General features: G+C 33.5%; 26 protein-coding genes. 23 read left to right on the top strand and 3 right to left on the bottom strand.

The window, feature by feature from the left end; translation table 11 throughout:
• Positions 1-150 precede the first annotated feature (150 nt).
• The 7 genes from mdtD to GJV77_RS11070 all read left to right on the top strand — a co-directional run bounded on the left by mdtD (position 151) and on the right by GJV77_RS11070 (position 9,508).
• Positions 151-1,581, top strand: coding sequence for a multidrug transporter subunit MdtD (gene mdtD / locus GJV77_RS11100; RefSeq protein ID WP_155036429.1), 1,431 nt, complete (start codon positions 151-153; stop codon positions 1,579-1,581).
• A 763-nt stretch (positions 1,582-2,344) separates the two neighbouring features.
• Complete coding sequence (locus tag GJV77_RS11095) at positions 2,345-3,001, top strand: succinate dehydrogenase cytochrome b subunit (RefSeq protein WP_155036428.1); 657 nt, start codon at positions 2,345-2,347, stop codon at positions 2,999-3,001.
• A 6-nt stretch (positions 3,002-3,007) separates the two neighbouring features.
• Positions 3,008-4,927 carry a fumarate reductase/succinate dehydrogenase flavoprotein subunit gene (locus tag GJV77_RS11090; RefSeq protein WP_155036427.1) on the top strand — a complete coding sequence of 640 codons (1,920 nt, stop codon included), beginning with the start codon at positions 3,008-3,010 and terminating at the stop codon, positions 4,925-4,927.
• Between the two features lie 12 nt (positions 4,928-4,939).
• Entirely contained in the window at positions 4,940-5,695 is a 756-nt protein-coding gene (locus GJV77_RS11085; protein ID WP_155036426.1) for a succinate dehydrogenase/fumarate reductase iron-sulfur subunit, read from the top strand.
• 3 nt (positions 5,696-5,698) lie between these two features.
• Positions 5,699-6,886 carry a porin gene (locus tag GJV77_RS11080; protein WP_155036425.1) on the top strand — a complete coding sequence of 396 codons (1,188 nt, stop codon included), beginning with the start codon at positions 5,699-5,701 and terminating at the stop codon, positions 6,884-6,886.
• Positions 6,887-7,074: 188 nt separating this feature from the next.
• Positions 7,075-8,379, top strand: coding sequence for a cryptochrome/photolyase family protein (locus tag GJV77_RS11075; RefSeq protein WP_155036424.1), 1,305 nt, complete (start codon positions 7,075-7,077; stop codon positions 8,377-8,379).
• A 73-nt stretch (positions 8,380-8,452) separates the two neighbouring features.
• On the top strand, positions 8,453-9,508 hold the full coding sequence (locus GJV77_RS11070; RefSeq protein WP_155036423.1) for a linear amide C-N hydrolase: 1,056 nt from the start codon (positions 8,453-8,455) through the stop codon (positions 9,506-9,508).
• Between the two features lie 444 nt (positions 9,509-9,952).
• Here GJV77_RS11070 and GJV77_RS11060 read toward each other — a convergent pair whose 3' ends face one another.
• Positions 9,953-11,431, bottom strand: coding sequence for a catalase (locus GJV77_RS11060; RefSeq protein WP_155036421.1), 1,479 nt, complete (start codon positions 11,429-11,431; stop codon positions 9,953-9,955).
• A 266-nt stretch (positions 11,432-11,697) separates the two neighbouring features.
• Between GJV77_RS11060 and GJV77_RS11055 the strand changes: the two genes are divergently transcribed.
• From GJV77_RS11055 to GJV77_RS11045, 3 genes are read left to right on the top strand one after another with little or no spacing between them, the layout of a single operon-like run.
• A complete protein-coding gene (locus GJV77_RS11055; RefSeq protein WP_155036420.1) occupies positions 11,698-12,750 on the top strand; it encodes a tyrosine-protein phosphatase in 1,053 nt (350 codons plus the stop codon).
• Positions 12,751-12,799: 49 nt separating this feature from the next.
• Positions 12,800-13,408, top strand: coding sequence for a hypothetical protein (locus GJV77_RS11050; RefSeq protein ID WP_155036419.1), 609 nt, complete (start codon positions 12,800-12,802; stop codon positions 13,406-13,408).
• A gap of 9 nt (positions 13,409-13,417) precedes the next feature.
• Positions 13,418-14,068, top strand: a complete 651-nt coding sequence (locus tag GJV77_RS11045; RefSeq protein WP_155036418.1) for a DUF4328 domain-containing protein — start codon at positions 13,418-13,420, stop codon at positions 14,066-14,068.
• Positions 14,069-14,091: 23 nt separating this feature from the next.
• Here the strand turns inward: GJV77_RS11045 and GJV77_RS11040 are convergent, their stop codons facing one another.
• Entirely contained in the window at positions 14,092-15,600 is a 1,509-nt protein-coding gene (locus GJV77_RS11040) for an aminotransferase-like domain-containing protein (RefSeq protein ID WP_155036417.1), read from the bottom strand.
• A gap of 148 nt (positions 15,601-15,748) precedes the next feature.
• Between GJV77_RS11040 and GJV77_RS11035 the strand changes: the two genes are divergently transcribed.
• The 3 genes from GJV77_RS11035 to GJV77_RS11025 all read left to right on the top strand — a co-directional run bounded on the left by GJV77_RS11035 (position 15,749) and on the right by GJV77_RS11025 (position 16,723).
• Complete coding sequence (locus GJV77_RS11035; RefSeq protein WP_155036416.1) at positions 15,749-16,075, top strand: DMT family transporter; 327 nt, start codon at positions 15,749-15,751, stop codon at positions 16,073-16,075.
• Between the two features lie 108 nt (positions 16,076-16,183).
• A complete protein-coding gene (locus tag GJV77_RS11030; protein ID WP_155036415.1) occupies positions 16,184-16,360 on the top strand; it encodes a hypothetical protein in 177 nt (58 codons plus the stop codon).
• 18 nt (positions 16,361-16,378) lie between these two features.
• The gene (locus tag GJV77_RS11025) at positions 16,379-16,723 is read left to right on the top strand and encodes a GNAT family N-acetyltransferase (protein ID WP_155036414.1); all 345 of its coding nucleotides are present in this window, start codon (positions 16,379-16,381) and stop codon (positions 16,721-16,723) included.
• A 79-nt stretch (positions 16,724-16,802) separates the two neighbouring features.
• On the opposite strand, the gene GJV77_RS11020 is transcribed toward GJV77_RS11025, so the two are convergent.
• The gene (locus tag GJV77_RS11020; protein ID WP_155036413.1) at positions 16,803-17,837 is read right to left on the bottom strand and encodes a response regulator transcription factor; all 1,035 of its coding nucleotides are present in this window, start codon (positions 17,835-17,837) and stop codon (positions 16,803-16,805) included.
• Positions 17,838-18,438: 601 nt separating this feature from the next.
• Between GJV77_RS11020 and GJV77_RS11015 the strand changes: the two genes are divergently transcribed.
• The 10 genes from GJV77_RS11015 (at position 18,439) to GJV77_RS10970 (ending at position 25,880) form a co-directional block, all read left to right on the top strand.
• Positions 18,439-19,353, top strand: coding sequence for a pirin family protein (locus GJV77_RS11015; protein WP_155036412.1), 915 nt, complete (start codon positions 18,439-18,441; stop codon positions 19,351-19,353).
• 8 nt (positions 19,354-19,361) lie between these two features.
• On the top strand, positions 19,362-19,763 hold the full coding sequence (locus GJV77_RS11010; RefSeq protein ID WP_155036411.1) for an OsmC family protein: 402 nt from the start codon (positions 19,362-19,364) through the stop codon (positions 19,761-19,763).
• Positions 19,764-19,864: 101 nt separating this feature from the next.
• Positions 19,865-20,926, top strand: a complete 1,062-nt coding sequence (locus GJV77_RS11005; protein ID WP_155036410.1) for a hypothetical protein — start codon at positions 19,865-19,867, stop codon at positions 20,924-20,926.
• Between the two features lie 192 nt (positions 20,927-21,118).
• Positions 21,119-21,598, top strand: coding sequence for a hypothetical protein (locus tag GJV77_RS11000; RefSeq protein WP_155036409.1), 480 nt, complete (start codon positions 21,119-21,121; stop codon positions 21,596-21,598).
• 890 nt (positions 21,599-22,488) lie between these two features.
• Positions 22,489-22,923 (top strand): hypothetical protein, encoded by a 435-nt coding sequence (locus GJV77_RS10995; protein WP_155036408.1) that lies wholly within the window; start codon positions 22,489-22,491, stop codon positions 22,921-22,923.
• An 87-nt stretch (positions 22,924-23,010) separates the two neighbouring features.
• Positions 23,011-23,466 (top strand): DUF7832 domain-containing protein, encoded by a 456-nt coding sequence (locus tag GJV77_RS10990; protein WP_155036407.1) that lies wholly within the window; start codon positions 23,011-23,013, stop codon positions 23,464-23,466.
• Positions 23,453-23,995: an RNA 2'-phosphotransferase gene (locus GJV77_RS10985; RefSeq protein ID WP_155036406.1), complete on the top strand. Its 543-nt coding sequence runs from the start codon at positions 23,453-23,455 to the stop codon at positions 23,993-23,995. Before GJV77_RS10990 ends, GJV77_RS10985 begins: the two co-directional genes overlap by 14 nt.
• A gap of 52 nt (positions 23,996-24,047) precedes the next feature.
• Positions 24,048-24,812, top strand: a complete 765-nt coding sequence (locus GJV77_RS10980) for a DUF2314 domain-containing protein (RefSeq protein ID WP_155036405.1) — start codon at positions 24,048-24,050, stop codon at positions 24,810-24,812.
• A gap of 64 nt (positions 24,813-24,876) precedes the next feature.
• Complete coding sequence (locus GJV77_RS10975; RefSeq protein WP_155036404.1) at positions 24,877-25,407, top strand: hypothetical protein; 531 nt, start codon at positions 24,877-24,879, stop codon at positions 25,405-25,407.
• A gap of 14 nt (positions 25,408-25,421) precedes the next feature.
• The gene (locus GJV77_RS10970; protein ID WP_155036403.1) at positions 25,422-25,880 is read left to right on the top strand and encodes a GNAT family N-acetyltransferase; all 459 of its coding nucleotides are present in this window, start codon (positions 25,422-25,424) and stop codon (positions 25,878-25,880) included.
• Positions 25,881-25,883: the final 3 nt, after the last annotated feature.

Below are 25,883 nucleotides of genomic sequence, written 5' to 3'. Positions count from 1 at the left end.
TGAGGAGAAAGTATCGATTTTAACTTGGGTGTACAAAGATGTATTTTGTCGAGCTCAGCAATACATAAATAAGTAAAGGAAGTTTCAAATAGTAATGACATATACTAATCTTTAGTATGGGAAATGTCATGCATAAAATGTTGTGAATTTATGAAAGCAGGCGTAATAGAAGATCCAAAAATTAAAAAATACTTACCGTGGTTAGGTGCTATAGCAATTTTTATGCAAGCGCTTGATGCAACTATATTAAATACAGGGCTACCGTCAATTGCTAAGAGTCTAGGTGAGTCTCCTTTGCAAATGCAAAGTGTGATTGTGTCCTATACATTGACAGTAGCACTATTAATACCGTTGAGTGGCTGGTTAGCTGATCGCTTTGGTACAAAGCGTATTTTTATCTTAGCAGTTACTTTATTTACCTTAGGTTCACTGTTTTGTTCTTTGTCTAGAGATTTAGATGAGCTTATATTATCAAGAGTTTTTCAAGCAATAGGAGGTTCGATGATGGTTCCAGTTGCTCGATTGACATTGATTTATGCTTACCCCAAAGATCAGTTGCTAAAGGTCATTAACTTTATCACTATACCTGCGTTAGTAGGGCCAATGCTTGGACCTACCGTAGGAGGATTCTTGGTAGAAAAGTTTTCTTGGCACTGGATATTTCTAATTAATTTACCAGTTGGGCTAATAGCTGTATTGTTTGCTTCTCGTGTAGTGCCTAATTTCACTAATAAAGTAAATAAGTTTGACTTGTGGGGTTGGTTATTATTGAGTGGAGGTCTTACTATGATTACTATTGTGATAGAGCGTTGGGATTCTCCAGAGCTTACAGTTTTTAATTTGATTGGCTTAGGTGTTTTCGCGTTATTGTGTATTCTAGGATATGTGTATTACGCTAAGCGTACTTCTTTTCCTTTGATTAAATTGAGTTTGTTTAAGATTGACACGCTTCGTGTTGGGTTGATTGGAAATATTGTCACTCGTTTAGGTATAGGAGGTATGCCGCTAATGATCCCTCTATTGTTACAAGTAGGATATGGATATTCTGCATTTTATGCAGGGTTGATGATGATTCCTCAGGCCTTGTCTAATTTAGTTTCTAGAAACTTTGTTGTACCTATCGTAAATAAGTATGGTTATCGCAATACCTTAATATCTAATACTATTCTGACAGGTGTATTAATTTCGATGTTCTTTTTTATTGATAAACACACCCCTTACTGGGTAGTTGTATTATTAATGATTTGTAATGGAGCGTTTAGTGCAGTCCAGTTTACGTCAATGAATACAATTTCACTTGCGGATTTAGACAATGATACCTCTAGTGAAGGGAATAGTTTACTTTCCGTTACACAACAATTAGCCATTAGTTTAGGAATTTCAGTATCAGCGATGTTTTTACTTATTTTTCAAAAGAGTGGGGTAGGGCAAGGAAGTGAAGGAGTAGATGTGTTTCGCTATACATTCTTAGTTATGGGTGTTTTAACGATACTATCTAGTTATGTTTTTACGCGACTGGAGCAGGAAGCAGGAGCCAATATGTCAGGAAAGCGGATGTATAAACAGACCAAAAGCGCTTAATAAATTAATATTCATCTATATGCTGATTGTAATCAGCAGAAATACAATCATCGGGTTGACTTTGCCTTTAAGATCAATTCGATGATTTTTTTTTGTTTTAAATTTTGATACGTGGATGTACAGTAAGTTATAAACTTTCAAGCTTAGCTTATTTTTGCTCTCTTTTTACTTGGAGATACTTGCAGTATGCGTGCGGTTTCCTTGCGGTTTTCTTGCCAAGAAGACCTGTTTTGGGAAGTAAACTGCAGGTATTCTGCATCTTTCGGTAAGAAAGAGCAGGAGGAGTACACTATTTTATGTGTTTTGGGAAGTTCTATATTTAGACGGTGCTAGCAAATTCGGGAAATATCTCTAGGGATATAATGTAGTTCGTCCAGCTATAAGTAGGAAAATTTACTCTTTTAGTGTTCATTGTTTGTTTTTAGTTGTTTAACGTATATTTTTTTAGGGTTAAATCAAGTTATTAGGTATTAACCTAATTTGTGTTTTATATGTGGTGTATATTTGTTTTTTTACTTGTTAATAGTTGTTTTAAATAGAAGTTTTAGTTTATTATATTTATAAATGTTAATAAAAAAATGTTAACTTTATGAGGTGGATTTAAGAAAAAGTTTTGTTTATATCAACGAGGTGTAGTAAACTTTTTTCTAATAATTGATATAGTGATAATTATCATACTTGTGGTGATTTTCGAGTATTAATTTTACATCTGTAAGCAAATTAAAATCAATTAAAAAAGATTAATATTTAAACATTAACAAAGATGAATACACTCTCACGCAAGATCATCATGGCCGCGACAGGATTATTTCTTTGTTTTTTCCTATTGATTCACTTTTTAGGAAATACACAGTTATTTTTAGAGCCAGAACACGCAAGACTTAGCTTTAATGCCTACTCGCATTTTCTAACAGGAAATCCATTAGTGAAAATGGTTTCGTATGTTTTATATGCTTCAATTATTGGGCATGCTATTTACGCTTTATTAATCACAGCTAAAAATAAGGCTGCAGGAGGAAGTTATAAGAAAGATAACAGAGGTAGAGCAAGTAAATGGTATAGTAGAAATATGGGAGTATTAGGGACAATAGTATTGATATTCATTGTTCTTCACTTTCAAAATTTCTGGTATGTGTATAAGTTTGGAGAGATTGGATTAGATACAAATGGCAATAAAGATTTATATGCAGTTGTAGTAGCAGCATTTCAAGAGCTATGGTTAGTAGTTGTCTATGTAATTGCAATGATAGCACTTTGTTATCATTTAATCCACGGGATTACTAGTGGAGTTCGAACACTAGGGTTGTTTCATCCGAAGTATGTGCGTTGGGTTAATATTGTCGGAGTGGTTTACTCTGTAGTAATATGCGTAGGATTTGCTGCAATGCCACTTTTTATTTACTTCACTAATTCTAAATAACTAGCTATGAAATTAGATGCAAAAATACCACAAGGATCACTAGAAGATAAATGGTCAAACTATAAGAAAACTGCTCGTTTGGTAAACCCAGCGAATAGAAAAAAATTAGATGTTATTGTAATTGGTACTGGTTTAGCAGGAAGTTCAATAGCTGCCTCGCTTGGAGAGATGGGGTATAATGTGAAGTCATTTTGTTTTCAAGATACTCCTCGTAGAGCACACTCTGTAGCTGCACAAGGAGGAGTAAATGCGGCAAAAAATTATAAAAATGACGGTGATAGTATTTACCGTATGTTCGTTGATACATTAAAAGGAGGGGATTTCCGTGCACGTGAAGCGAACGTATATCGTTTGGCTGAGTGTTCGGTTAATCTTATTGATCAAGCAGTAGCTCAAGGGGTGCCATTTGGTCGTGAATATGGCGGGTATCTTAATAACCGTTCATTTGGTGGTGTTCAAGTAAGTAGAACATTCTACGCTCGTGGACAAACAGGACAACAGCTATTATTAGGAACTTATCAGGCGTTAATGCGTCAAGTGGATAAGAAAACGGTAAAGTTATATTCTAGCCATGAAATGCTTGATTTGGTGACTATTGATGGAAAAGCTAGAGGTGTCATTGTTAGAAACCTTGAAACAGGGGAGATAGAGAGACATGCAGCTCATGCTGTTGTATTGGCTACTGGAGGATTTGGTAAGATTTATTATCTATCAACTTTAGCAATGGGATGCAATGGATCGGCGATTTGGAGAGCACACAAAAAAGGAGCGTTTTTTGCTTCACCTAGTTGGACGCAGATACACCCAACGTCATTGCCTCAATCAGGAGGTTATCAGTCCAAACTGACTTTGATGTCTGAATCATTGCGTAATGATGGTCGTATATGGGTACCGAAAAAAGCAGATGATAATCGCGTGGCTAATGATATCCCTGAAGAAGAAAGAGATTATTACTTAGAGCGTCGTTATCCAGCATTTGGTAATTTAGCACCACGTGATATTTCGTCTCGTGCAGCTAAGGAGCGTATCGATGCAGGACACGGTGTAGGTGCATTAAAAAATGCTGTATATCTTGATTTTTCTAAAGCTATTAGAGAGCAAGGGCAAGCTAAAATTGCAGAGAAGTACGGTAACTTGTTTACGATGTATGAGAAGATTACCGGGATTAATGCCTATAAAGAACCAATGATGATCTCTCCTGCGGCTCACTTTTCTATGGGAGGGTTATGGGTAGATTATGAGTTAATGACTACTATTCCTGGATTATTTGCTCTAGGTGAAGCAAACTTCGCTGACCACGGAGCGAATAGATTAGGAGCGAATTCATTGCTTCAGGCTTCAGTTGATGGGTATTTTATTGCACCTTATACAATTGCTAATTACTTAGCGGATCAAATTAGAGTAGGAGCTATTGCTAGTGATGACCCAGCATTTGACAAAGCTGAAAAAGAGGTTAAAGATAAATTAGACGCTTTATTAGCTATCAAAGGAACTAAGACAGTTGATTATTTCCACAAATCTTTAGGTAAGCTTTTATATGACTACTGTGGTTTAGCAAGAACTAAAGAAGGACTAGAATACGCAATAGTTGAGATTAAAAAACTTAGAGATGAGTTTTACAAAGATGTGAAGATTCCAGGTGATTCTAAAACAATGAATGCAGAATTAGAAAAAGCAGGACGTGTAGCAGATTACTTAGAGATAGGAGTGTTGATGTGTTATGATGCATTGACAAGAGAGGAATCGTGTGGAGCTCACTTCCGTGAAGAGTATCAAACAGAAGACGGAGAAGCAAAGCGTAACGATGAGGATTATCAGTTCATATCTGCTTGGGAATGGCCAGGTAGTTTAGATGCTGAACCTATTTTGAATAAAGAGGAATTAAAATTTGAATTTGTTAAACCAACTATTCGTAGTTATAAATAATCAGCCTAGTTTATGAAATTGCATTTAAAAATATGGAGACAGAAAGATCGTAAATCTGAGGGGAAACTTGTCGATTATACGCTTGAGAATGTCAATACACACATGTCTTTTTTAGAGATGTTGGATACTTTGAATGAAGAGTTGATTTTAAAAGATGAACAACCTGTAGAATTTGATCACGATTGTCGAGAAGGTATTTGTGGACAATGTGGGGTTGTAATCAATGGTAATGCTCATGGACCTTTAAAGAATACAACGACCTGTCAATTGCACATGCGCGAATTTAAGGACGGGGAGACTATTCTTATTGAGCCATTTAGAGCAGCTGGCTTTCCGATAAAAAAGGACTTGAAAGTGGATCGTTCAGCATTTGATCGTATTATTTCTTCGGGAGGATATGTTTCGGTAAATACAGGACAAGCCCCTGAGGCCAATACAATACCTGTATCTCATGAGGTAGCAGAAGCTGCATTTGATTCAGCGGCATGTTTGGGTTGTGGAGCATGTGTAGCTACATGTAAAAATGGTAGTGCGGCTCTATTTACAGCGGCTAAGATTACTCAATTGGCAATCTTACCACAGTCAAAAGAAGAGCGCAAACAAAGAGCTTTGCGTATGATTGTGCAAATGGATGAAGAAGGATTTGGACACTGTTCAAATACAGAGGCATGTGAGGTAGAATGTCCACAAGGAATATCGGTTTTAAATATAGCTCGTATGAACTATGAGTATAACCGTGCGAGTTTTTTAAAATTTAAAAAGAAGTAGCGTATGACAATAGAAAGAAAATCAGCGTTTAAGTATATAGGAGTATCTTTATTATCCTTGTTTAGTTGTGTTTCAGCTTTTGCTCAAGAAAGAATAGAAACAGATACCATTCAAGTTTTCCAAGATAAAGTAATCATTAATCCCGTCGATCAAAAGTATCCGAAGTTTAAGGTTAATGGTGTTTTTCAAGCTAGATATCTAGATAACTTTAAAAATGGTGTAGATATTAATGGATTACATCATTCAGAGGGAGCAGTGACTAGTAATTCATTCGAGGTAAAGAGAATGAGGGTAGCTATGAAAGCTAACGTTATGGAAAATCTTGAAGTAGTAGCACTTGTGAATTTAGCAGATTTTAAGAATGATCCAAAGACAAGAGTACTGGAGAATGCTTATGCTAAATATACGTTTAGTAGATACTTACAAGTACAAATCGGACAGTTTCGACCACTTTTTGGATTAGAAGAAACTTATCCAGCAGATGTATTAAAGTCGATAGACTATTCTAATTCATACTATGTGTTTGGTGCTAATGGTTGGACTAGTTTCCAAGTAGGTGCATCGATTATGGGTAGTGTGGATTTAGGAAAGGTACCAATGAGTTATGGTGTGTCGATTACAAATGGTAATGGTAAGAATAAAGTAGATACTGATAACGGTAAGCACTATTCTTCTCGTCTGTTGTTTAACTTAAATGAAAAACACAACTTGAATGTTGGTATTAGTGGAGGAGTAGCTGAGGTACAAAGAGAAACAGTCTATGGATATGGAGTAGAAGCAACAGCTAAATTCCCAATTAATGATCGTTGGTGTTTTGACTTTCAGACAGAGCTAAAACAAGCAGATAACCATGACTTATACTTTAAAACGCCAGTAGAAAATCGCTTGGGAGATATTAGAGATTATGTTGTGAAAAGTTTTTATTTCTTGCCAAACATTCGTTATGAAGTAGGTAAGAAGCATTTTGAAGCTGTAGAATTTGCTTGTCGTTATGAATATCTTGATGAGAATGCTAAGTTAGATTCAAATGTAAGACAAACATGGGTACCTATGGTTAGTATAGAGTTTTTAAAGAACTATGCTGCTCGTATTCAAGTAGGAATGCAAATAGATAACTATAAGAAAAATGTAGAGAATACGAAGGTATATAATTCAAACCTTGCTTTTGTACAGTTTCAATGTAGATTCTAATATCACAATGCTTATTGCATTAATATCGTAATACATATATGTAGATTAACGGTTCTAGGTTGGGGAGAGTCTTAGTAGTGTTTGCTCGCTTTAATGATAGAAAACGGTAATTTTAAATATTTGTTTTTCTTAAATTTAAAAACTCATTATTCCTCAATGAATAGTGAGTTTTTTTGTATAATTGAAGTATGGAAAAGGAGTCAGTTGTAATTTTTTGGTTTAGAAGAGATTTGCGTTTAGAGGATAATGTTGGATTACATTACGCCTTGAGTTCTGGGTACCGAGTATTGCCTTTGTTTGTTTTTGATAAAGAAATTTTAGAACAATTTACTAAGGAAGAGGATCGTCGTATAACGTATATTTATGAGGCATTGGAAGGTATTCAGCGTTCGTTGCAAGAATTGAATAGCTCACTATTGTGTGTACATTCTACACCAATGAAGGTATTCGATGATGTTGTTAATCAATATAATGTCAAGGCTGTATACACAAATGAAGATTATGAGCCAGTAGCTATTCAACGCGATGAACAAGTGAGTCTTTTTCTTGGAGAATACAAGATACCTTTTTATACTTTTAAAGACCACGTGATTTTTAAAGCAGGGGAAGTAATGAAAGGTGATGGAACAGCTTATCAAATTTATACTCCCTATAGTAAAAAGTGGAGAAGTAAGTTGACAAATAATGATTTATGTGATTTTACTCAGCCACTGACAGATGAGCTTTTTATGTCTTGTTCATTTGCTATGCCCACACTAGAAAGTTTAGGATATAAGCGAATGGAGTTAGGTTGTTTATTACCTCCAAAACTAGACGAAACAATAGTAAGCACTTATAATGTTAAAAGAGACTTTCCAGCAGAAGGGGGTACGACACATATCGGAATAGCTTTGCGTTTTGGTACAATATCAATTCGCAAGTGTGTTCGCTTTGCTTTACGATTGAATGATGTATGGTTAAGTGAGTTAATCTGGAGGGATTTTTTTATTCAGATTATGTATTTGTATCCTCAAGTAGTAAAAGGGTGTTTTAAACCACAATATGAAAGCATTCAATGGAGAAATAACGAGGAAGAATTTGCACTTTGGTGTCAAGGAAAGACGGGGTATCCAATGGTCGATGCAGGAATGCGTGAGCTCAATCAAACAGGATTTATGCACAATAGAGTGCGTATGGTAGTAGCGAGTTTTTTGACAAAGCATTTGTTGATTGATTGGCGATGGGGAGAGGCCTATTTTGCACAGCATTTACTTGATTATGATTTGTCTGCTAATAATGGTAATTGGCAATGGGCAGCGGGGTGTGGCTGTGATGCAGCTCCGTATTTTCGTGTGTTTAATCCTTCAGAGCAACAAAAGAAGTTTGACTCTAAAGGTGATTACATTAAAAAATGGATACCAGAGTTAGATACGTTAGATTATCCAACTCCTATTGTTGATCATAAGGAAGCTAGATTACGTGCGATAGCGCAATATAAACAAGCATTAAAATAAGTTTATTGTCAAATATTGCGAATTTGGTGTAATAATTGATTAATTTTAATCAACTAATTTAAAGATTATATCTATGAAAAAGACTCATCGCCTATTAGCAAAGACATTATTGGTAGGAGCTGTTGCTTTTATAACTAATGATGCTTTAGCATGTACACGTGTAATGTACAAAGGACCAAACAATACTATACTTACTGCGCGTTCTATGGATTGGAAAGAGGAGATAATGCCTAATATATGGGTATTTCCTAGAGGAATAGAACGTATGGGAGAAGTAGGAAAAGCTTCAGTAAAATGGAAGGCGAAATATGGAAGTGTAATAACTTCGGCTTTTGATATTGCTACAACAGATGGAATGAATGAAAAAGGATTAGTTGCAAATATTCTATGGTTAGTAGAGTCTCAATATCCAACGTATGACCCAAATGGGAAAGATAAGGGAATAAGTCTGGCAATGTGGGCTCAGTATGCGTTAGACAACTATGCAACGGTAGCTGAAGCAGTGACAGATTTACAAAAGAATCCAGTAGTTGTAGTAACTGCGAATACTCCTGGACGTACTACATTGGCGACCGTGCATTTGACAATTTCCGATGCAAGTGGTGACAATGCTGTATTTGAGTATATTGATGGAAAGTTAAATGTGTATCACGATCCTTCTTATACTGTGGTTACCAACTCTCCGACTTTTGAAAAGCAATTGGCTATTAATAATTACTTGAGTTTTTTACCCGGGAATAAGAACTTACCAGGAACAGGTAGATCAGAAGATCGCTTTGCACGTGCTAAGTATTATGCAACTGCTGTAGAACAAAGTGATGATGAAAAAGTGTCTGTAGGGGCTATTTTTAGTGTGATACGCAATTGTTCTGTTCCATTTGGGGTACACATCGACGGAGAACCAAACTTATCTTCAACTAGATGGCGTACTGTATCAGATCAAAAGAATTTAGTTTATTACTATGAAGATCCTATTGCTTTATCACCTCTGTGGTTAGATCTAAAATCATTAGATTTTAGCCAAGGAGCAGGAGTTAAGAAGTTACAAGTTCTTAATGGAGAGCAGTATTTTGGATTAGCAAATGATGAATTGAAAGAAGCTAAGGCTTTCAAGTTTATGGGAATATAGCCGCCAATATATAGTTAATTACATTGGTCATATTTAGTCCTTAGGTATTCTAAAAAATAGGTTTCTTGTGGTGTAAATGATTTATTTTTCAATTGTAAAGTATCTAAGGCTTTTTTTGTATCTAAAGTCATTGAAGGAGTATTTACTGTTTGTACAGTCTTTGAGTTAATATTTTCAATTCTTCGATTACATGCACTCATAGTAAAAAGAGTAGCTATGAAATATAAATAGAACAGATGCGTTTTTAGACGGTGATACACAGTTGAATAACATAGATTTGTTAGTGTATAAAGATATGCAATAGATTGTATTTAAGGTAGTAATACTGGTGAATATTTTTGCATTAGGTAATAGGCTTGGAAGTACAAGATATTTATTATAGGCTAAATAGAATATTAAAGAGGAAGTTATCAATTTGACAACTTCCTCTTCTAGATAACAAAGTTATGCATTCATGTGTTTACTCACATCGAAATTTAGGCCTTTTGCAATACGCATACCTAATTCCATATCAGCTCTAAACCAATGGCATAATTGTCTGCTAATTATTTCATCTTTTTTAGGACCATCGATAGCACTCATAGAATCAACGATATTGTTGATAGTACTTGTTTTTTCTTCTGCAGTCATGATTTTGTAAAGGTTTCCAGGTTGACTGAAATGATCACTTTCTCCTTCGCCATTTCTATCAAAACGATCAGCTACATCACTAAAAAGTTTTTGAGCAGGTTCACGATAGTTTTGATCAGCAGTAATATCATCAAAACTATTAGGGAAGTAATTTGGTTGATCTTGACCATTTCCATCCACTCTCATATATCCATCACGCTGGTAATTGTTAGTCATATAAGGACAACGATTTACTGGAATTTGCTCATAGTTTGTTCCTAAACGGTAACGTTGTGCATCCGGATAAGAAAGGATACGACCTTGTAACATTTTATCAGGAGAAAAACCTATACCATCAACAATATGAGCAGGAGCAAAAGCAGCTTGTTCAACATCTTGGAAGTAGTTCATAGGCATAGTATTTAGCTCCATTACACCAGCGTCAATTAGAGGAAACTCAGCATGTGGCCAAACTTTAGTAACGTCAAATGGGTTAACTTTAGCAGTCTCAGCTTCAGCTTCAGTCATAACTTGAATTTTCAAGTTCCATTTAGGGAAGTTTCCTTTTTCAATGTTTTCGTATAAGTCTCGTTGTGCAAAGTCCATATCAGTCTTACGCATTTCGTTTGCTTGTGGACCATTTAGGTTTTTAATACCTTGAGCTGTTTTGAAATGGAATTTTACAAATACACGCTCATTGTCCTTATTAATCATCGAGTAAGTGTGACTACCATAACCATTCATATGTCTATAACCAAATGGTGTTCCACGATCAGACATTAAAATAAGTACTTGGTGTAAGCTTTCAGGGTTTAATGACCAAAAGTCCCACATCATTGTTGCCGATTTCAAGTTTGTTCTAGGGTGTCTTTTTTGAGTATGAATAAAGTCTGGGAATTTCTTAGCATCTTTAATGAAGAATACCGGAGTATTATTTCCTACTAAATCCCAGTTTCCATCTTCAGTATAAAACTTAACTGCAAAACCACGAGGGTCTCTCTCAGAGTCAGCACTACCTTTCTCTCCACCTACGGTTGAAAAACGTACAAATACTTTTGTTTGTTTACCTATTTCATTGAATATTTTTGCTTTTGTATATTTAGTGATATCATTAGTTACTGTGAAAGTACCAAATGCACCAGTACCTTTAGCATGTACAATACGTTCAGGAATACGTTCACGATTGAAATGTGCTAGCTTTTCATGTAAAATATAATCTTCAAGTAATACTGGACCTCTAGCTCCAGCCGTTAGTGAATCTTCATGATCAACGTAAGGTCTTCCCGATGCAGTTGTTAGTTTTTTATTTTCCATAATCTATTTGTTTATATTAATTTATCTCTTTGTTTCTGATACAAACTTACCTTGAAAATTGATGTTTATGGAAGTTAAATGATATTATGAAATGATTGCGTTATAAGTATATTCTATTGTTGTTTTTAATTGTAATATTTTTTATTGATTATAAAATAAAGCAGTATAGTTATTAATTAGTCATTGAGTAATAATAGGGAGGTTTTGTGGATAAGAAAACAAAACCTAATAAGAATATTCTTATTTTTGAGTAAATAGATTGAATTATGAAAAAGTGGACTGAAGTATTTTTTATTTTATTAATAGGTATGATGATGCAAAATTGTGCTTATAAGACAACTTATCAAACTATCGAGTTTTCTGCCTTTGATGAAATGTATCCTTCAATCACAGAGAAGGATAAGTTTTATGAAGGAAAGTTTGTAAAAGGAGATCATGTAATTTCGCCTAGTCATGTTACAATATATACAGACTCAATCATTAAGTTTTCAAAGGATAGAAGACCAATAGTAGAAGTTGTAAGAGAACAAGATACAGCTACCTATTCTAATCGATTAATACAGCTTAATGATGTACATAATTTTCGCGATTTAGGAGGGATAGTCACTCAACAAGGAAGAAGTACTAAATGGGGTATGATCTATCGAAGTGGTCACTTACATAAATTAAAGAAAAGAGAAGAGGATAAATTGCTGAATTTAGGGATACGTCAAGTGATTGATTTGCGTACGGATAGAGAAATTAAAAAGAAAGCAGACCATTTACCTAAGGGAATTGAGTATGTAAATTATCAAGCATATGAAGACTCAGAAGATATGTTTACCAAAACTAGAAAAGATGTAATCAAAGGAAACATAACACCAGAAAAAGCAGATGCTTTAGTTGTGGAATTCTACAAACTTTACCCATTAGATGATCTATCAAAAGTACGTGAGATTGTGTTTGAAATATTAGATAATGATGAAGCGATACTTTTTCACTGTTCTGCCGGAAAAGATAGGACAGGGATGATAGGTGCTATTTTATTGAGTATTTTAGATGTCAACAGAGCAGTTATTATACAAGAGTATATGTTGTCAAATAATTATCGAAAAGAAGAAGTGAGTAGTAGGATGAAATTGGCGAAGTTTGGTAAGATGTTTTTCCCTAGATTAAACTACCAAGTAGTAGAGAATTTTTCATGGGTTAAACCAATTTATATAGAGGCAATGTTTGATGCAATTGAAGGTGAATATGGTAGCATGGAGAGCTATATTCAAGATGGCTTAGGTATAGATGATAATATGCGTCAAAAGTTTTTGAATAGATTTACACACTAGGTATGATTTGTGCTAGTTATATGTTATATAATATTAAAAAGACAATTAGATGAATAAAATAATCGTTCTAATTTTGGTATTAGTTGCAACAACAACTAGTCAAGCACAAGTTTTTAGTGAAAAAATTGGCAAGCTAATGGAGTTAGTAACCGCTCAGGATGTAGACACATTGGCGGTTAAGGAATTAGCTAAAACAATGCTTCCTAAAGATAAAGAGTTTAATGAAAGTGTGATGAATTATAGTCTTTATGATCGATTAGAAGGGGATATGCTTTATTATACAACTTATAAGACAGCAGAAGAAGATAGAATGTCGATTGAGAAATTAAAGATGGATAATAAACCGTATTACAGTATTCGATTTTTAATACATAGTTCGTATATTTATGATGCATCTGGTAATGTGATTTATGATCTTCCTGATTATGAATATAATGCTTCTTACGAAGAGGTAAAGAATTATTGCTCACGAGCAATGAGTTATAAAAATGGTAAAGGAAATCAAGAAGATGCTCCTTTGTTGAGTTGTATTTATACAAATCCCACTAGTGGAAGAAGTCTGATGTATTGGGTTGTGTTTGAAAAGCCAGTCGGTGATAAAAAGGGTAATGTAATAAAGGAGTTTAAAATACAGGATGTAGAATTATGGAAAAAGTAAAGTGTTGGTATGCAGATAATTAATGGGTTAGTTAAAATTGCTTCATTCTTGTTTTTAATAGATGTCTATGCTATTGTGAATTTTACAATCATGGATAGAATTGTAGTTCAGAATGTTTTAGGAGGAGGGTATTATAAACAAGCAGATTTAAGACAATTCGAGCGTGTTAGTAATTATTTGAATGACATTCATCTGTTAATTGGAGTCTTCTTTTTTGTTACTTTTCTATTTTGGTTTTATTACGCATTTCAAAATATTCAGCGTTTAGACAGTAAGTTATATGAGTCTAAGTATTGGGTGTTTTTGGCATGGTTTGTTCCAGTATTTAATCTCTTTTTGCCTTTTACAATGTTGGCTAAGATGTCTCGTAGAACGTACGTTTATTTAGAAAAACGGGGAGTTAACTATGGAGGTAAATTTCCATTTGGGGTGTTTCTTCTCTGGTGGTTTGCTTATATAACATTTCTATTGGTTAATTTCTTACAGAAAGTTGTGTTTAGTTATGTGAGTTTTGACTTTATGTCTAATCTAAATTTATTTGTACATGTACTAAACTTCATTGGAGTGGTGGTATGTTACAGTTTTATTAGGCACTATATACGACTTCAGGAAGCATTGAAATCAGTACAAAATAATGAAGATCGTAGCTTTGTAAGTTAGTTTATTTGAAATAGCAGTGATAGTTATATGGTTGTATTTTTCTCTACTTCCAACTCAAGCATACTTTGGTGTAATAGACTAATAGTTACTTCCATTTCCTCTTTATCTAAATGGCCAAAGCCTAAGCGCATGGCAGTGATATCTTTGTTTTGATATAGTATTGTTTTGGGAATAAACAGGTTTTTGTCCAAAGCTTTCTTTTTTAAGTTGAGAAGGTTTATGCCTTTTTTCCATAGGGTCCAAACGGCTAAGCCACCACTGGGTACTTGAAAAGATACAGCTTCACCGAAGTAGCGTTCCAGTAAATCACAGAATTGATTACGTCTTTCTGTATATACCTTCAAAGATTTTTTTAAATACCGATTGATTTCTCCTTCATCAATTAGCTCGCCTAAGACTTGCTGTAAGAGTATATCTCCTTTTGGGTTAATAACATTTAGGTGTTTACGCATTTCTTGAATGACATTTTTAGGAGCAATGATAAAGCCGAGTTTAAACCCAGGAATTAGTGAAAGTCCTAAGGTGCCAGTATAAACTACCATTCCTTTCTTGTCAGAACTCGCTAGGGGGAGTAAGGGTGTTGATTCGTAGTGAAATTCATAATCATAGTCATCTTCAAGAATGATAAAACCGTATTGGTTAGATAAGTTCAATAATTTGACTCTTCGTTGTGCACTTAAAGTACTTGTCGTAGGGTAATGATGATGAGGAGTGATATACAATAAGCGTACTGTATGCTTTTCGCATAGTTTTTCGATTGCGTCAACATCAATTCCCTGTTGATCAACAGGAACAGTTAAAACATTCGCTTGCTTATTTTGAAATGTCATATTGCTTGAAAAATAACTTAAATCAGCAACAATTACTTTATCTCCAGCATTGAGTAATACTTCACTAGCGATATAGATACTCATTTCACTACTATTGGTAATTAGAATATTGGAAGTAGAAATTTGTAAACCTCTAGATATGTTTAGGTAGTTAACCATATTTTCTAAAAAAAAGGTATTGCTTTCGTATGAATTTGAATTAAGTCTTTTTTTGTTGTTTTTTCGCTTCATACTGGCACTATAAAAAGAGGATAACTGACTTAATTGAATAATTCTGTTATCGGGTGTACCATCTGTAAAAAAATAGGTGGTATTTACTTTTTCATAAGGAGTGTCAAGTATATTAGATCGGTTAAAAGAGAAGCCTGATTGATTAGGGTAGGCTTCGATTAAAGTATTATCAGTAGCTTTTAGCTTCTCGGGTTTGTTTTTTATTTTATCGCAAGTATAACTACCTCGATTTGCTTCAGTTATAATCCACCCTTGAGCTTCGAGTTCTTGATAGGCAGCAACAACTGTATTCCTGTTGATATGAAGGAGTTCAGATAGCTTTCTGGTTCCAAGTAATTTTGTTCCTTTAGGGATATAGTTACGTTGTATAGCATTGCTTAGTTGATTAGCAATCTGTAAATAAATAGGAGTAGTAGAATATTTATTAATCTTAATAAAATTGAGTAAAGGGATTTCAGTTGAAGATTTCATATTTAAAAAGATTAGGCTGTTAATCGGTGGGGAAGTTACGAACAAATTTAATTATTCGAGTAAAGCAAAAAAGAACTATTATTTTACATAGGTTAAATAATAGTTGATTAATATGCTTGATATTTGCCGAAATATTAAAGCAAATGACATGAATTGGATTTTATTAATTATTGGAGGTTTATTTGAAGTAGGGTTTACTTTTTGTTTAGGTAAAGCAAAAGAGTCAACAGGGACAGAGGCTATGTGGTGGTATATTGGTTTTTTTATCGCAATGACTCTAAGTATGACTTTTTTGATTAAGGCAACACAGACTTTGCCACTTGGGACAGCTTATGCTGTCTGGACAGGAATAGGGGCTGTAGGAACTGTATTATTAGGAATTATATTCTTTAAGGATCCAGCTACTTTTTGGCGTATGTTCTTTATAGTAACTCTTATTGGTTCTATAATCGGATTAAAGTTTGTATCCAACTAGAAAGAAACACCATTTCATCTAATGTATGGTAAGGTTTTGCATGACTGCAAAGGTTTTTTTGTAAATTAGTACAAAATAAGATTTACAACAATAAAAACATATTGAAAAATGCAAGACACTAAATTGGATATATTTGATTCAAGTACGAATATAGATATTAATGAAAAGTTTCTTTTGCGTCCGATTATTGAGGAATTTATCGATCAAGAAGCACTTTTGTATGAGTTAAACTGTAGAACTTCTGGGATAAAAGAAGGTTTGCCAGAGTTTTATGCTGTTGATTAATTAGCTGCTAAAGAACTTTTGTTAGATTTTATTGATAAAGCAGGTAAACGAGAAAGTATATTATACTGTATTCGTTTTAAAGACTTTTTAGCACCCATTGGTTACATTTATCTTGAGGCACCTAAAACAGAACAAGAAAACTGGAAAGCTAAAGTATGGTTAAATGGAAGCATGCAGAAAAAAGGAATTATGTCTAACGCTTTAAAAAGCTTGGTTCCTATGCTAAGTGATTTTGGTATCCCTTGTTTAGAGTATTCTGTTTCAGCGGTACACGATTCAGGTCAAAAGATTTTTGAGAAGATTGGATTTCAGTTGATAAATGAGTCTAATGGATTAAATACTTATCATTATAAAGTACAATAAGGTATAAAAAAGCTTTCTAGATTTATTCAATAGAAAGCTTTTTTGCTTAATACACTTGACAATAGTTCGATCAGACTTATTAAGTGTTCGCATTATTGATGATTTCTTTTTCTATTATATAGGCTTGGTTACGCGAGTTTATATTAAGCTTTTCGTAAATATTGCGAATATGATATTTAGCAGTATTTAGCGATATGTATAAGCTATCGGCTATTTGCTGATTTGTATTTCCTTCCCAAATAAGATTGAGAACTTCAATCTCTCTTTCTGTAAGATTAAAAGTGTTTTTTAGAAAATACTCAATGTTTATTTTTTCTGATTGATTTACTTCACTGAATTGATGGTGTTCTTTTTGAAATTGAATTAGTCTTTTGTGATAATCTCTAACAAAATAGAGGTATTGATACGACGCCTTTTTAAAGGAGTTTTTTCGGTTGTATAACTTTTGTATTTGTTGGAAAAGCATAATTGCATTGATAATAATTAAAGGCAGACTAAACAATCGTACAATAGGCCATTTTATCATAAAGTCGATTGTTTGGTTGCTTAAAAAATAACTCATTAAGAAGCTAGTTGTTAATACACAACCTAGAATAAATAAGGCATGCCAATTATGATTGTATTTGTGATATAATAAGTAAAATAGAAAAATAGAAAAGATTGCTACAATGGTAATTAGTGAATGGTAAATAACAGTGGTGCTATTAGGTACTAATAATATATTTGTGAGTAGTTCTGTAATAAGTAAAGCTCCAAGAATAAGAATACTGATTTTATAGAATTTTAATCGTCTAGTGTAATTTAAAAATGGAAACGGCAATAATATTAATAGGATTAAAGTTGTGGTCATATTCCAGGAAATGAGAAAACGTGAGGTAAGGTCTAACGTATATCCATTGTTTAAGGTGTAGAGATCTTTACTGATAAAACAGATGAGAATACTAATAAATAGGAGTAAGTTGAATAGTAATTTTTTAGTGTGTAATATCTTCCAAAGTAGGAATTGTAAAAGCAAAGAAAGTAAAGCCATGCCGTAGTAAAAACCAGAAATAAAATATTTAATTGCTAGTACAGCATATTCATCTCCTATAATTTCTTTTAAAGTAGTGTTCATTTTATGGTTGCTTGTGTCGATTGTTATAAGTTACTAGAAGACTAGTAACCTTGATAGGTCAGTATTGCAAATGTATGCTAAACAAAGGAGCTTACAGGTATAGTATAAAGGAGGTGAGTGTTAAAATATAGGACAGGTATAGGGGGGGTAATGTTAATAAGGTAACGAGAGGATTTTAATGCACTAATAGTGAAAGTATAACAATAACTAACCTAATAGTGTGGTTAATTTCTGGTTTGGTCTATTTACTTTTGAATAAGTTAATCAAAGGGCTTTAAGCTGTTGCCTTTTGGTTAATCATTGAAACTATACTATCGTGCTTTAGCGTTGTCACTTTAGTCACTGTGGTTTTAGCTTTCTATATAACAACATTCAAAACTCACAACAAAAACCTCTTTGTCTATAGACAAAGAGGTTTTGTATTTTATAAATTGTAGATATTTATTATTCGAGCGTTTTTACTGGTGGGGCTATTGAATTATTCTATTTTATAAAGTTGGAAATAAAGTGTTAAAAAAGAGAAATCTTACTTTAAATAAAGTGTTTACTTGATTAAGTATACGTAAATTTAGGTAGTGATGAATTTTAAACCGAATAAATTATGTCAGTAGTTGATTTAGTCATAGAAGAAAGAGAAGCTAGTATAGGTAATTTTATGGTAGGTCGTTTGATTCCTTTTCGTAAAAAACGTACGGTAGGGCCTTTTGTTTTTATTGATCATATGGGACCAATCCGTGTTGCTGACCATGCGAATTTAGATGTTGATCCTCATCCTCATATTGGTTTATCTACCCTTACGTATTTGTTTGAAGGTGAAATGATGCATCGCGATAGTATAGGTAGTAATATAAAAATTAGAGAAGGTGAAGTTAACTGGATGACAGCAGGTAGAGGTGTTGTCCATTCAGAGCGTATGCCCGAAGATATTCGAATAGAACAACCAGAGGCTATATTGCATGGTCTGCAAATATGGATAGCTTTGCCCAAGGAATTGCAGGAGATGACGCCTTCATTTACTCATATTGGAGCTGAAGAGTTACCTGTTTGGGAAGGCGATGGTGTGAGTTATAAGCTAATAGCAGGAGAAGCTCTTGGTAAAAAATCACCAGTACCCGTGTATTCTCCATTATATTTTATTGAAATTAAAGCACAAGAAAAGAAGCGAATTGCCTTGGGACAAGGGCTAATAGGTGAGTCAGCATTATATATTTTGAAAGGGAAAGTATACGCAGATGGGTTTGTTTATGATGAGAAACATATTTTAATTGCAAATGATAGTCGTCTATGTGACTTTGAAATTGATAAAGACACGATAGTGTATATTTTTGGAGGGAAAGCTTTCGATGAAGAACGTTACCTCTTATGGAACTTTGTTTCAGATGATATTGACCGTTTGGAAAAGGCTAAAAGTGATTGGATTAAACAGAACCACGAAGCATTTCCTTTAATACCTGGAGATAATCAGACTTATGTTCCTTTTCCTGAGGGAATGAAATCGTTAAAGAATAAAAAATAAGAAGATATATGGATGTAAAAGTAAAAGCAGTTCTAAAAGATAAATTGTATCATACAGAAGTTATTGCAAGAAATAATTTGTTGATCTCAGATGAGCCTAAAGAATTAGGAGGAGGTGATGAGGGGTTTAATCCTTTTGAGTTACTAGCTACTTCACTAGCGAGCTGTACAGCAGCTACACTGCGCATGTATGCAGATCGAAAAGAATGGTATTTAGGAGAAGTAACTGTTGAAATAGATTTAAAGCAAAAAACCGATGAAGGAGTAACGACATTTGTACGTAAAGTTATGTTTTCTAATAAGTCACTAGATGATAATCAGCTGAGTAGATTGGAGGTGATAGCAAATAAATGTCCTGTACACAAAGTGTTAGTCGGTGAGATAGTAGTAACTACAACCGTGGAAATATAAGGGAAAGCAGGTGTATTACATTAGAAATAAAATCACTGAGAGTCTTTTGGCTAGATACCGATTAGATTTATACCTTTGCATAAAATTTAATTGAATACTTTATGAACGAACAAACATCTTTTGGATTGATTACAACGATTGAGGTTCCTACGGCTTTATCTGCTAAAGGTAGTTGTTGGACGAAAGAAGGCTTGTTATTAGCTAATTATGTGTATGACGAAGATAAAGCAAATTATCTTTTGAATTATACAATTGTTGGGAACAATGGAGAACTTAAAGACATAGAGGAAGACAAAGGGGTTTTACCTACGTTATTTTTAAGTCCTAATCAGGTGAATTTTGTTTCATTGGTAACATTAGACGATGAAGAACAAACGCTATCATTTCCTATTTTAGATAAAGAGCAAAGGCTTTTTAAAGGAAGTAAGTCATTTAATGGTCGATTTGTAGGGACTACAGAGGAGTCTTCTATTTTTTATGATGTGGATATTTGGGACGATAATAAGGCTGATGTAATGTTTGTTCTTCGCTTCGAAGAGGATAGCTTAATAGAGGAGCAAAAGATAGCCATTCCTTTTCCTAAAGGAAATAAAATTAGTATATCGGCGGGACATATTAATTTAATCACAGAAGTAGAGGACGGATGGTTGCATCGTGAGATTGATGAAGAAGGCGTTGAGTTGAGAAGTCGTATTCTAGATTTTGAATTTCCATTTGTACATGAAGCATTGAGTCTGTCTTTTGATTCAAAGTCTTATTTATTATGTGAAGAAAATGGAGTAATAGGAATAGTAGAGATAGAAGTGAATGGAGAGTGTTCTTATGGAGAGCTATTAACTATAGGAGACGAGTTTTTTGGAACATGGCACCCACAAGTGATTAATGAAAACACGACGGCTACTCAATTTACTACGGAATTTGGAAACGGATGGCTAGTTATTAGAAATGATGAGCTGGTAGAGATTTTTTACAATAAAAATAAAAGAGGGTATAAGAATCTATTGAATGAGGAAATATTAAGTATCGATAACAATGATTTAGTTGTATCAGGAATTAGTGTAGTCGGAGGACAAAAGGATACTTTTGGAGTTGTTTTTTATCCTAGAAAGCCAAGAAAAGAAATGTATAATAAGGTGTTTGTTTTGCAACGTTCAGTAAACTAAGTTGTTATTCTGTATATAAACGATTATGAAGAAGTCAATCTCTCCCTCGGAAAGATTGACTTTTTTAGGTTAAATATAGATGTGGAAACTCTATAGGTATTCGAATATATGAAGAATAAAATGTGTGTATTAAGACAATATTAATTTATAGAAAAAGTTAATATAGTATTATTCGATTAATAGTATAGACAAATGAGGAAATGGTATATTGTTTTTTTTGTATGCATAGGCTTCATTGCTTCGTGTGGTATGAAAAAAGAGGAGAAATCAAGTGAGAAAACAGAAGAGGTATTTCAATATAAGAATATTACTTACATGGAAGGTAAGCAATATTATGTAAATAACACCTATTCGAATAAACAAGTTGAAAGTATAAAACTTGAAACGAAGGAAGATTTTGAGGAGATATTTAGTCCCGCAGCAGTGATGGGAGAGGGAGGTTTACCTACACCTATTGATTTTGATAAGTCGTTTGTTCTTGCAGTTATTGGAACAGAAGTGAATCAATCTACTTTGTTTGAGGTTATAAGTCTTAAAGATAGAGGGGAGTTCTTAGAATTAATTTATTCGTACAAAGTAGAAGGGGAAAAGCTTAGTTACTCACTTCATCCTTTTTTCTTTGTTATAGTAGATAAAAAGTATAGTAAAGACGTCCGTTTTTTGAAAGAGTAATTAAATCAGTATTAATAATGTCTAGGTAACTCCGTTTAGTGTCGTGCTAATGATTTAGTAGGAAAAACAATGGCTTTTCGAAAAATTTGAGTGGTTTATATTCAGTATTTATAAAAGAAGTTAGTTGTTATTTAGTGGAGAAGATTTTATGTGACCTACTTTTATTACATAAAAGAGTCATTGGTTCAGAAATTTATTGATATTACCAATCACAAATAGACAGTTCTATATATCATGCTGGGAAATGTTTTAAGGGGGATGAATTTTTTTATCCTTATTAGAAAAAGCAATCTAGGTTGCTGCGACTGGTATTTGTCTTACGTGTATTATTCTTTCGTCCTTTTTTGACCAATGGTAGTAAAATACTTGTATTTTCCTTGCTGAGAAGGTGTTTTTTGGTTGGTAAATTCCTGAATATTTTACGTATAGTATAAGCTTGGTAACAAATACTATTTTTTCAGCATCTCTTTGAATTAAAACAGGCTACTTGTTTTCTAAAAGTTAGCAACTCTGTTTCATAACCTACCATTGTTTTATTAGGGAAAAAGCAAGTAGCTTTTTGAGAATTAAAAAGAATAATAATAGAGTCTTTAAAAAAGTTATCATGTGTTATTTTGTTGGATAAATGTCAACGAACTCTCTTTATTACATAAATTGGAGATATAATTATTTCGTTTAAGCCTTTAAGGCAAATTAAAGTCATTTTAATATTGTTGTATTAAGTGATTTTTTTTGCAATGTTGAGTTTGTATTATGGTAAACTAGGTATTACTTCATTTATAAGTCGTAATCGAGTCCTCCTTAATGATTTGTTTATAATTTAGTAAAATTGACTTTGTATAATATTTATTGATACTTCGTATTTTAGAATTATGTAAAATTTTATATAAATGGAGGTAAGCTATATTATTATTCCTGTAGTAGAAGGAAGAGAAGAGATTTTTAATGAAGAACTTAGTACTATTTTCCCTTTGGCCAAAATGAAGTATCTAAGAATTGAAAATCAACTACTTTTAGTTTTATATATTAATGTAGAGTATTATTTAAAGCACAAGATGTATTCTGAAGCTGAACTATATAGAGCTGAACAAGATATATTTGTTTTTGCCCATAGAAAACCATATTTGAAATGTGTGTTTATTCATATGATTTGTGCTGGTACCAATTGTTATTTTGAAGGTTTCGTCGTTCGAAATAAGAGTGTGATTTTAGAATCAAGTGGCGTGAAGGATTCCTATGTTAAATTACTAAAAGAAATCATGCCCAGTTACTATACATCAGATAAATTTGAGGCTTTCTCTCGTGCTTTTATTGAGAATACTTAATGTACTAACTAAGTTTGACTCAAAGTTATAGAATTTCCACAAAAATAAATACCTTTACTTTTTCTGATTAAATGGAGTAATAAGTGTATGGTGAAATACGATGATTATGAATGGCATCATTCAGGAGATTTCCCCATTGATTTAGAACACGAGAAGGGAATTACCCACATAGGTTTTTTCTTTACATGGTGTGCTGTCAATGATTTGATAAGTGAAGCTGTTTTAGAGAAATATCGTGAAGATATAACAGCTATTAAAAAGAAGCGTTTATTGGGTGGTCATTTTTTATTGGACTTCTTCGAAGGTTGTTTGTTATCTGAGCAATTATCTGAACAAGGTAATGCGTTTGTACATGAGTATTACGACGGATTAGGAAGTCTAGAAGGAAAATTCTCTTATCTCGATGATTATATCAAGACATTTAATCTCAATCGACCAGATCGAGCTTATTATTTAGACGATTGTTGGGAGAATTATTTTGAAATAGAAGAAGTAATCGACCATCGATATCAACAATGGATAGAAATAAATGGAAAAAGCTAAGCAAAACCAATTAGGGAAGTTTGTAAGTTTAGTGTTAAGGCATCAACCTGAGACTATAGGATTATTCTTGGATAAGGAAGGTTGGGCAGATATCAATGAGTTGATCTCAAAATCTGCAAGGAAAGGTATGTCTTTTACTAGAGAAGAGTTGGATTATATTGTAGAAAACAACGATAAAAAGCGCTATGCCTACAATAGTGATCAGACGAGAATTAGAGCAAATCAAGGACATAGTATTGCTGTCGATTTACAACTGATGGAGAAAAGACCTCCTGAATTTTTATATCATGGTACTACAGTTCGATTTGTGGAGTCCATCCGAAAGAAAGGAATTCTAAAGATGCAACGGCAACAGGTACATTTGAGTCCAAATATGCAAGTAGCAGTACAGGTGGGAGCTCGAAGAGGAGAGGTGTTTGTATTTACTGTTAAAGCGGGAGAAATGTATGCTGATGGGCTAGTGTTTTTTGAGTCAGATAATGGTGTGTGGTTAACGGATTTTATCGATTGTAAGTATTTAATGGACTAGCTTTAATTGTCAACTAGTAAAGGAATTGTAAAGACAAAAAACATATATAATAATGGAAGAAACTAAAGTTTTTTTTGCTTCTGGAGAAGAACAAAAAATGATTGATGCATTTAAAAAAGCACAAGATACATTCAAGTATTTTTGGAGAGAATTATATTGGGACAACAGAAGAATAGTAAAAGGGTTAGATATGGCAAGTGTAAAAGTTGCTTTTACACAAGAGTTTGAAGATCAAGAGGGGAACGCTTATACAGAAGTTGAGCATATGTGGATTGGAGATGTGTTCTTTGATGGGTTGTATATTTACGGGGCTCTTTTAAATGAACCAAATGTATTGACTAATGTTCAAGAAGGAGAGTCAGTTGGTGTTACTATCGATCAGATAAGTGATTGGTTGTTTCTTATAGAGGGTAAAGCTTATGGAGGGTTTACAGTACAAGCAATGCGTTCTGATATGTCTGAACAAGAATTAAAGGCACATGATGATGCTTGGGGTATTGACTTTGGTGACTTTAATGATATTCACGTAGTTTATAAGCAAAATGAGCAACCAGAAAATTTAGTTGAGCACCCGATGAGTCGTAGTATGAAGGAGAGCTTAGTCGGCTTTTTGGATCAGCATCCTGACGAAATCACTTTGATAGACGAAGATGGCTTTACGTTCTTACATCGAGAGGCTATTGCTGGAAATTTGAGTACCATTGAAGTATTGTTAGAAAAAGGAGCAGATAAGACAATGAAATCAGAAGATGGTAAAACAGCTCTAGAATATGCTCAATTACTGAATTGGGAGCATATAATACCTGTACTGTCTTAATTGTTGAATAATAAAAACTAAACACTGGCTTTTTACTATTTGTCAGTGTTTTTTTATTTTAGATATGACGAAAGAAGAGGTGTATCAGTTGGTTTGCCAAACAAGTATCTATGTAGATAGTAGGCATAAAACGTTAGTTCGTTTGGCTCGTGTGAAAGAAGCTTATATATATCTTTATGAATTTATGACCAATGTAGAAGACAAGCATCATGTTATGGCAAGTGTATTGTTTGAAGAGTTAATTCGTTTTGATCTATTGAAAATGACTTCAATACTCGACGACTTTTTAATGCGATTAGATACATATGCTAATGAATCGACTAAGCGGTTAATAAGTAAAATATGTCGAAATATTGTTTATTCAAAGCAATTAAAGCTTTCTAAGAAACAAAAACAAATGTTAGTTGGTCAAGCATTGGATTGGTTAGTATCGGACTCGAAAGTAGCTACAGAAGCCTTTGCTATGGATATTATCATCAGGTTAAAAGGGGAGTTTGCACAAGAGTTTACTTTAGCTAAAGGAATTGTTGAAAAGAATTATGTTAGTCGCTCAGCTGCTTATCAGAGCAAAGCTAAAAAGCTAATTAGTGCATAGAATAGCATTAGAAGATGAAAAGAAAAGAATTTTGTATAGCGGGGGAGGCTTACACTTTAGAGTTATGTGTAGGTAATTACCCTTATGAGTTACTGTTATTAGCTGATGAAACTCAGGAGGCTATAGATAAATATTTAATGTTAAGCGATGTTTATGTTTTGAAGGGAAAAGACATTAATAAAGCGGTCTTTTGCTTGTTTAAAATAAGTGCTGACGTATTAGAGTTGAAGAATATTGCAGTCCATACTACTTTACAAGGAAAGGGAATAGGCAGTATCCTTATTGAAGAGATACTAACGATAGCTCAAGGGCAAGGATATAAAGAGCTTATTGTCGGCACAGCTACTTGTGGACTAGATCAGATCAGATTTTATGAGAGAAATGGTTTTATCAAGTATGGTATTAGAGAAAACTTCGGATCAGTCTCAAAAGTTGTGTTTGAATTAAAAAGGACAGACCTTTGTGTTATATAAATA

The organism is Myroides pelagicus, assembly GCF_009711055.1.
Taxonomy (GTDB): Bacteria; Bacteroidota; Bacteroidia; order Flavobacteriales; family Flavobacteriaceae; genus Flavobacterium; species Flavobacterium pelagicum.
Note: the sequence above shows the minus strand (reverse complement) of the source record. Positions and strands in the feature narration are given on the sequence as shown.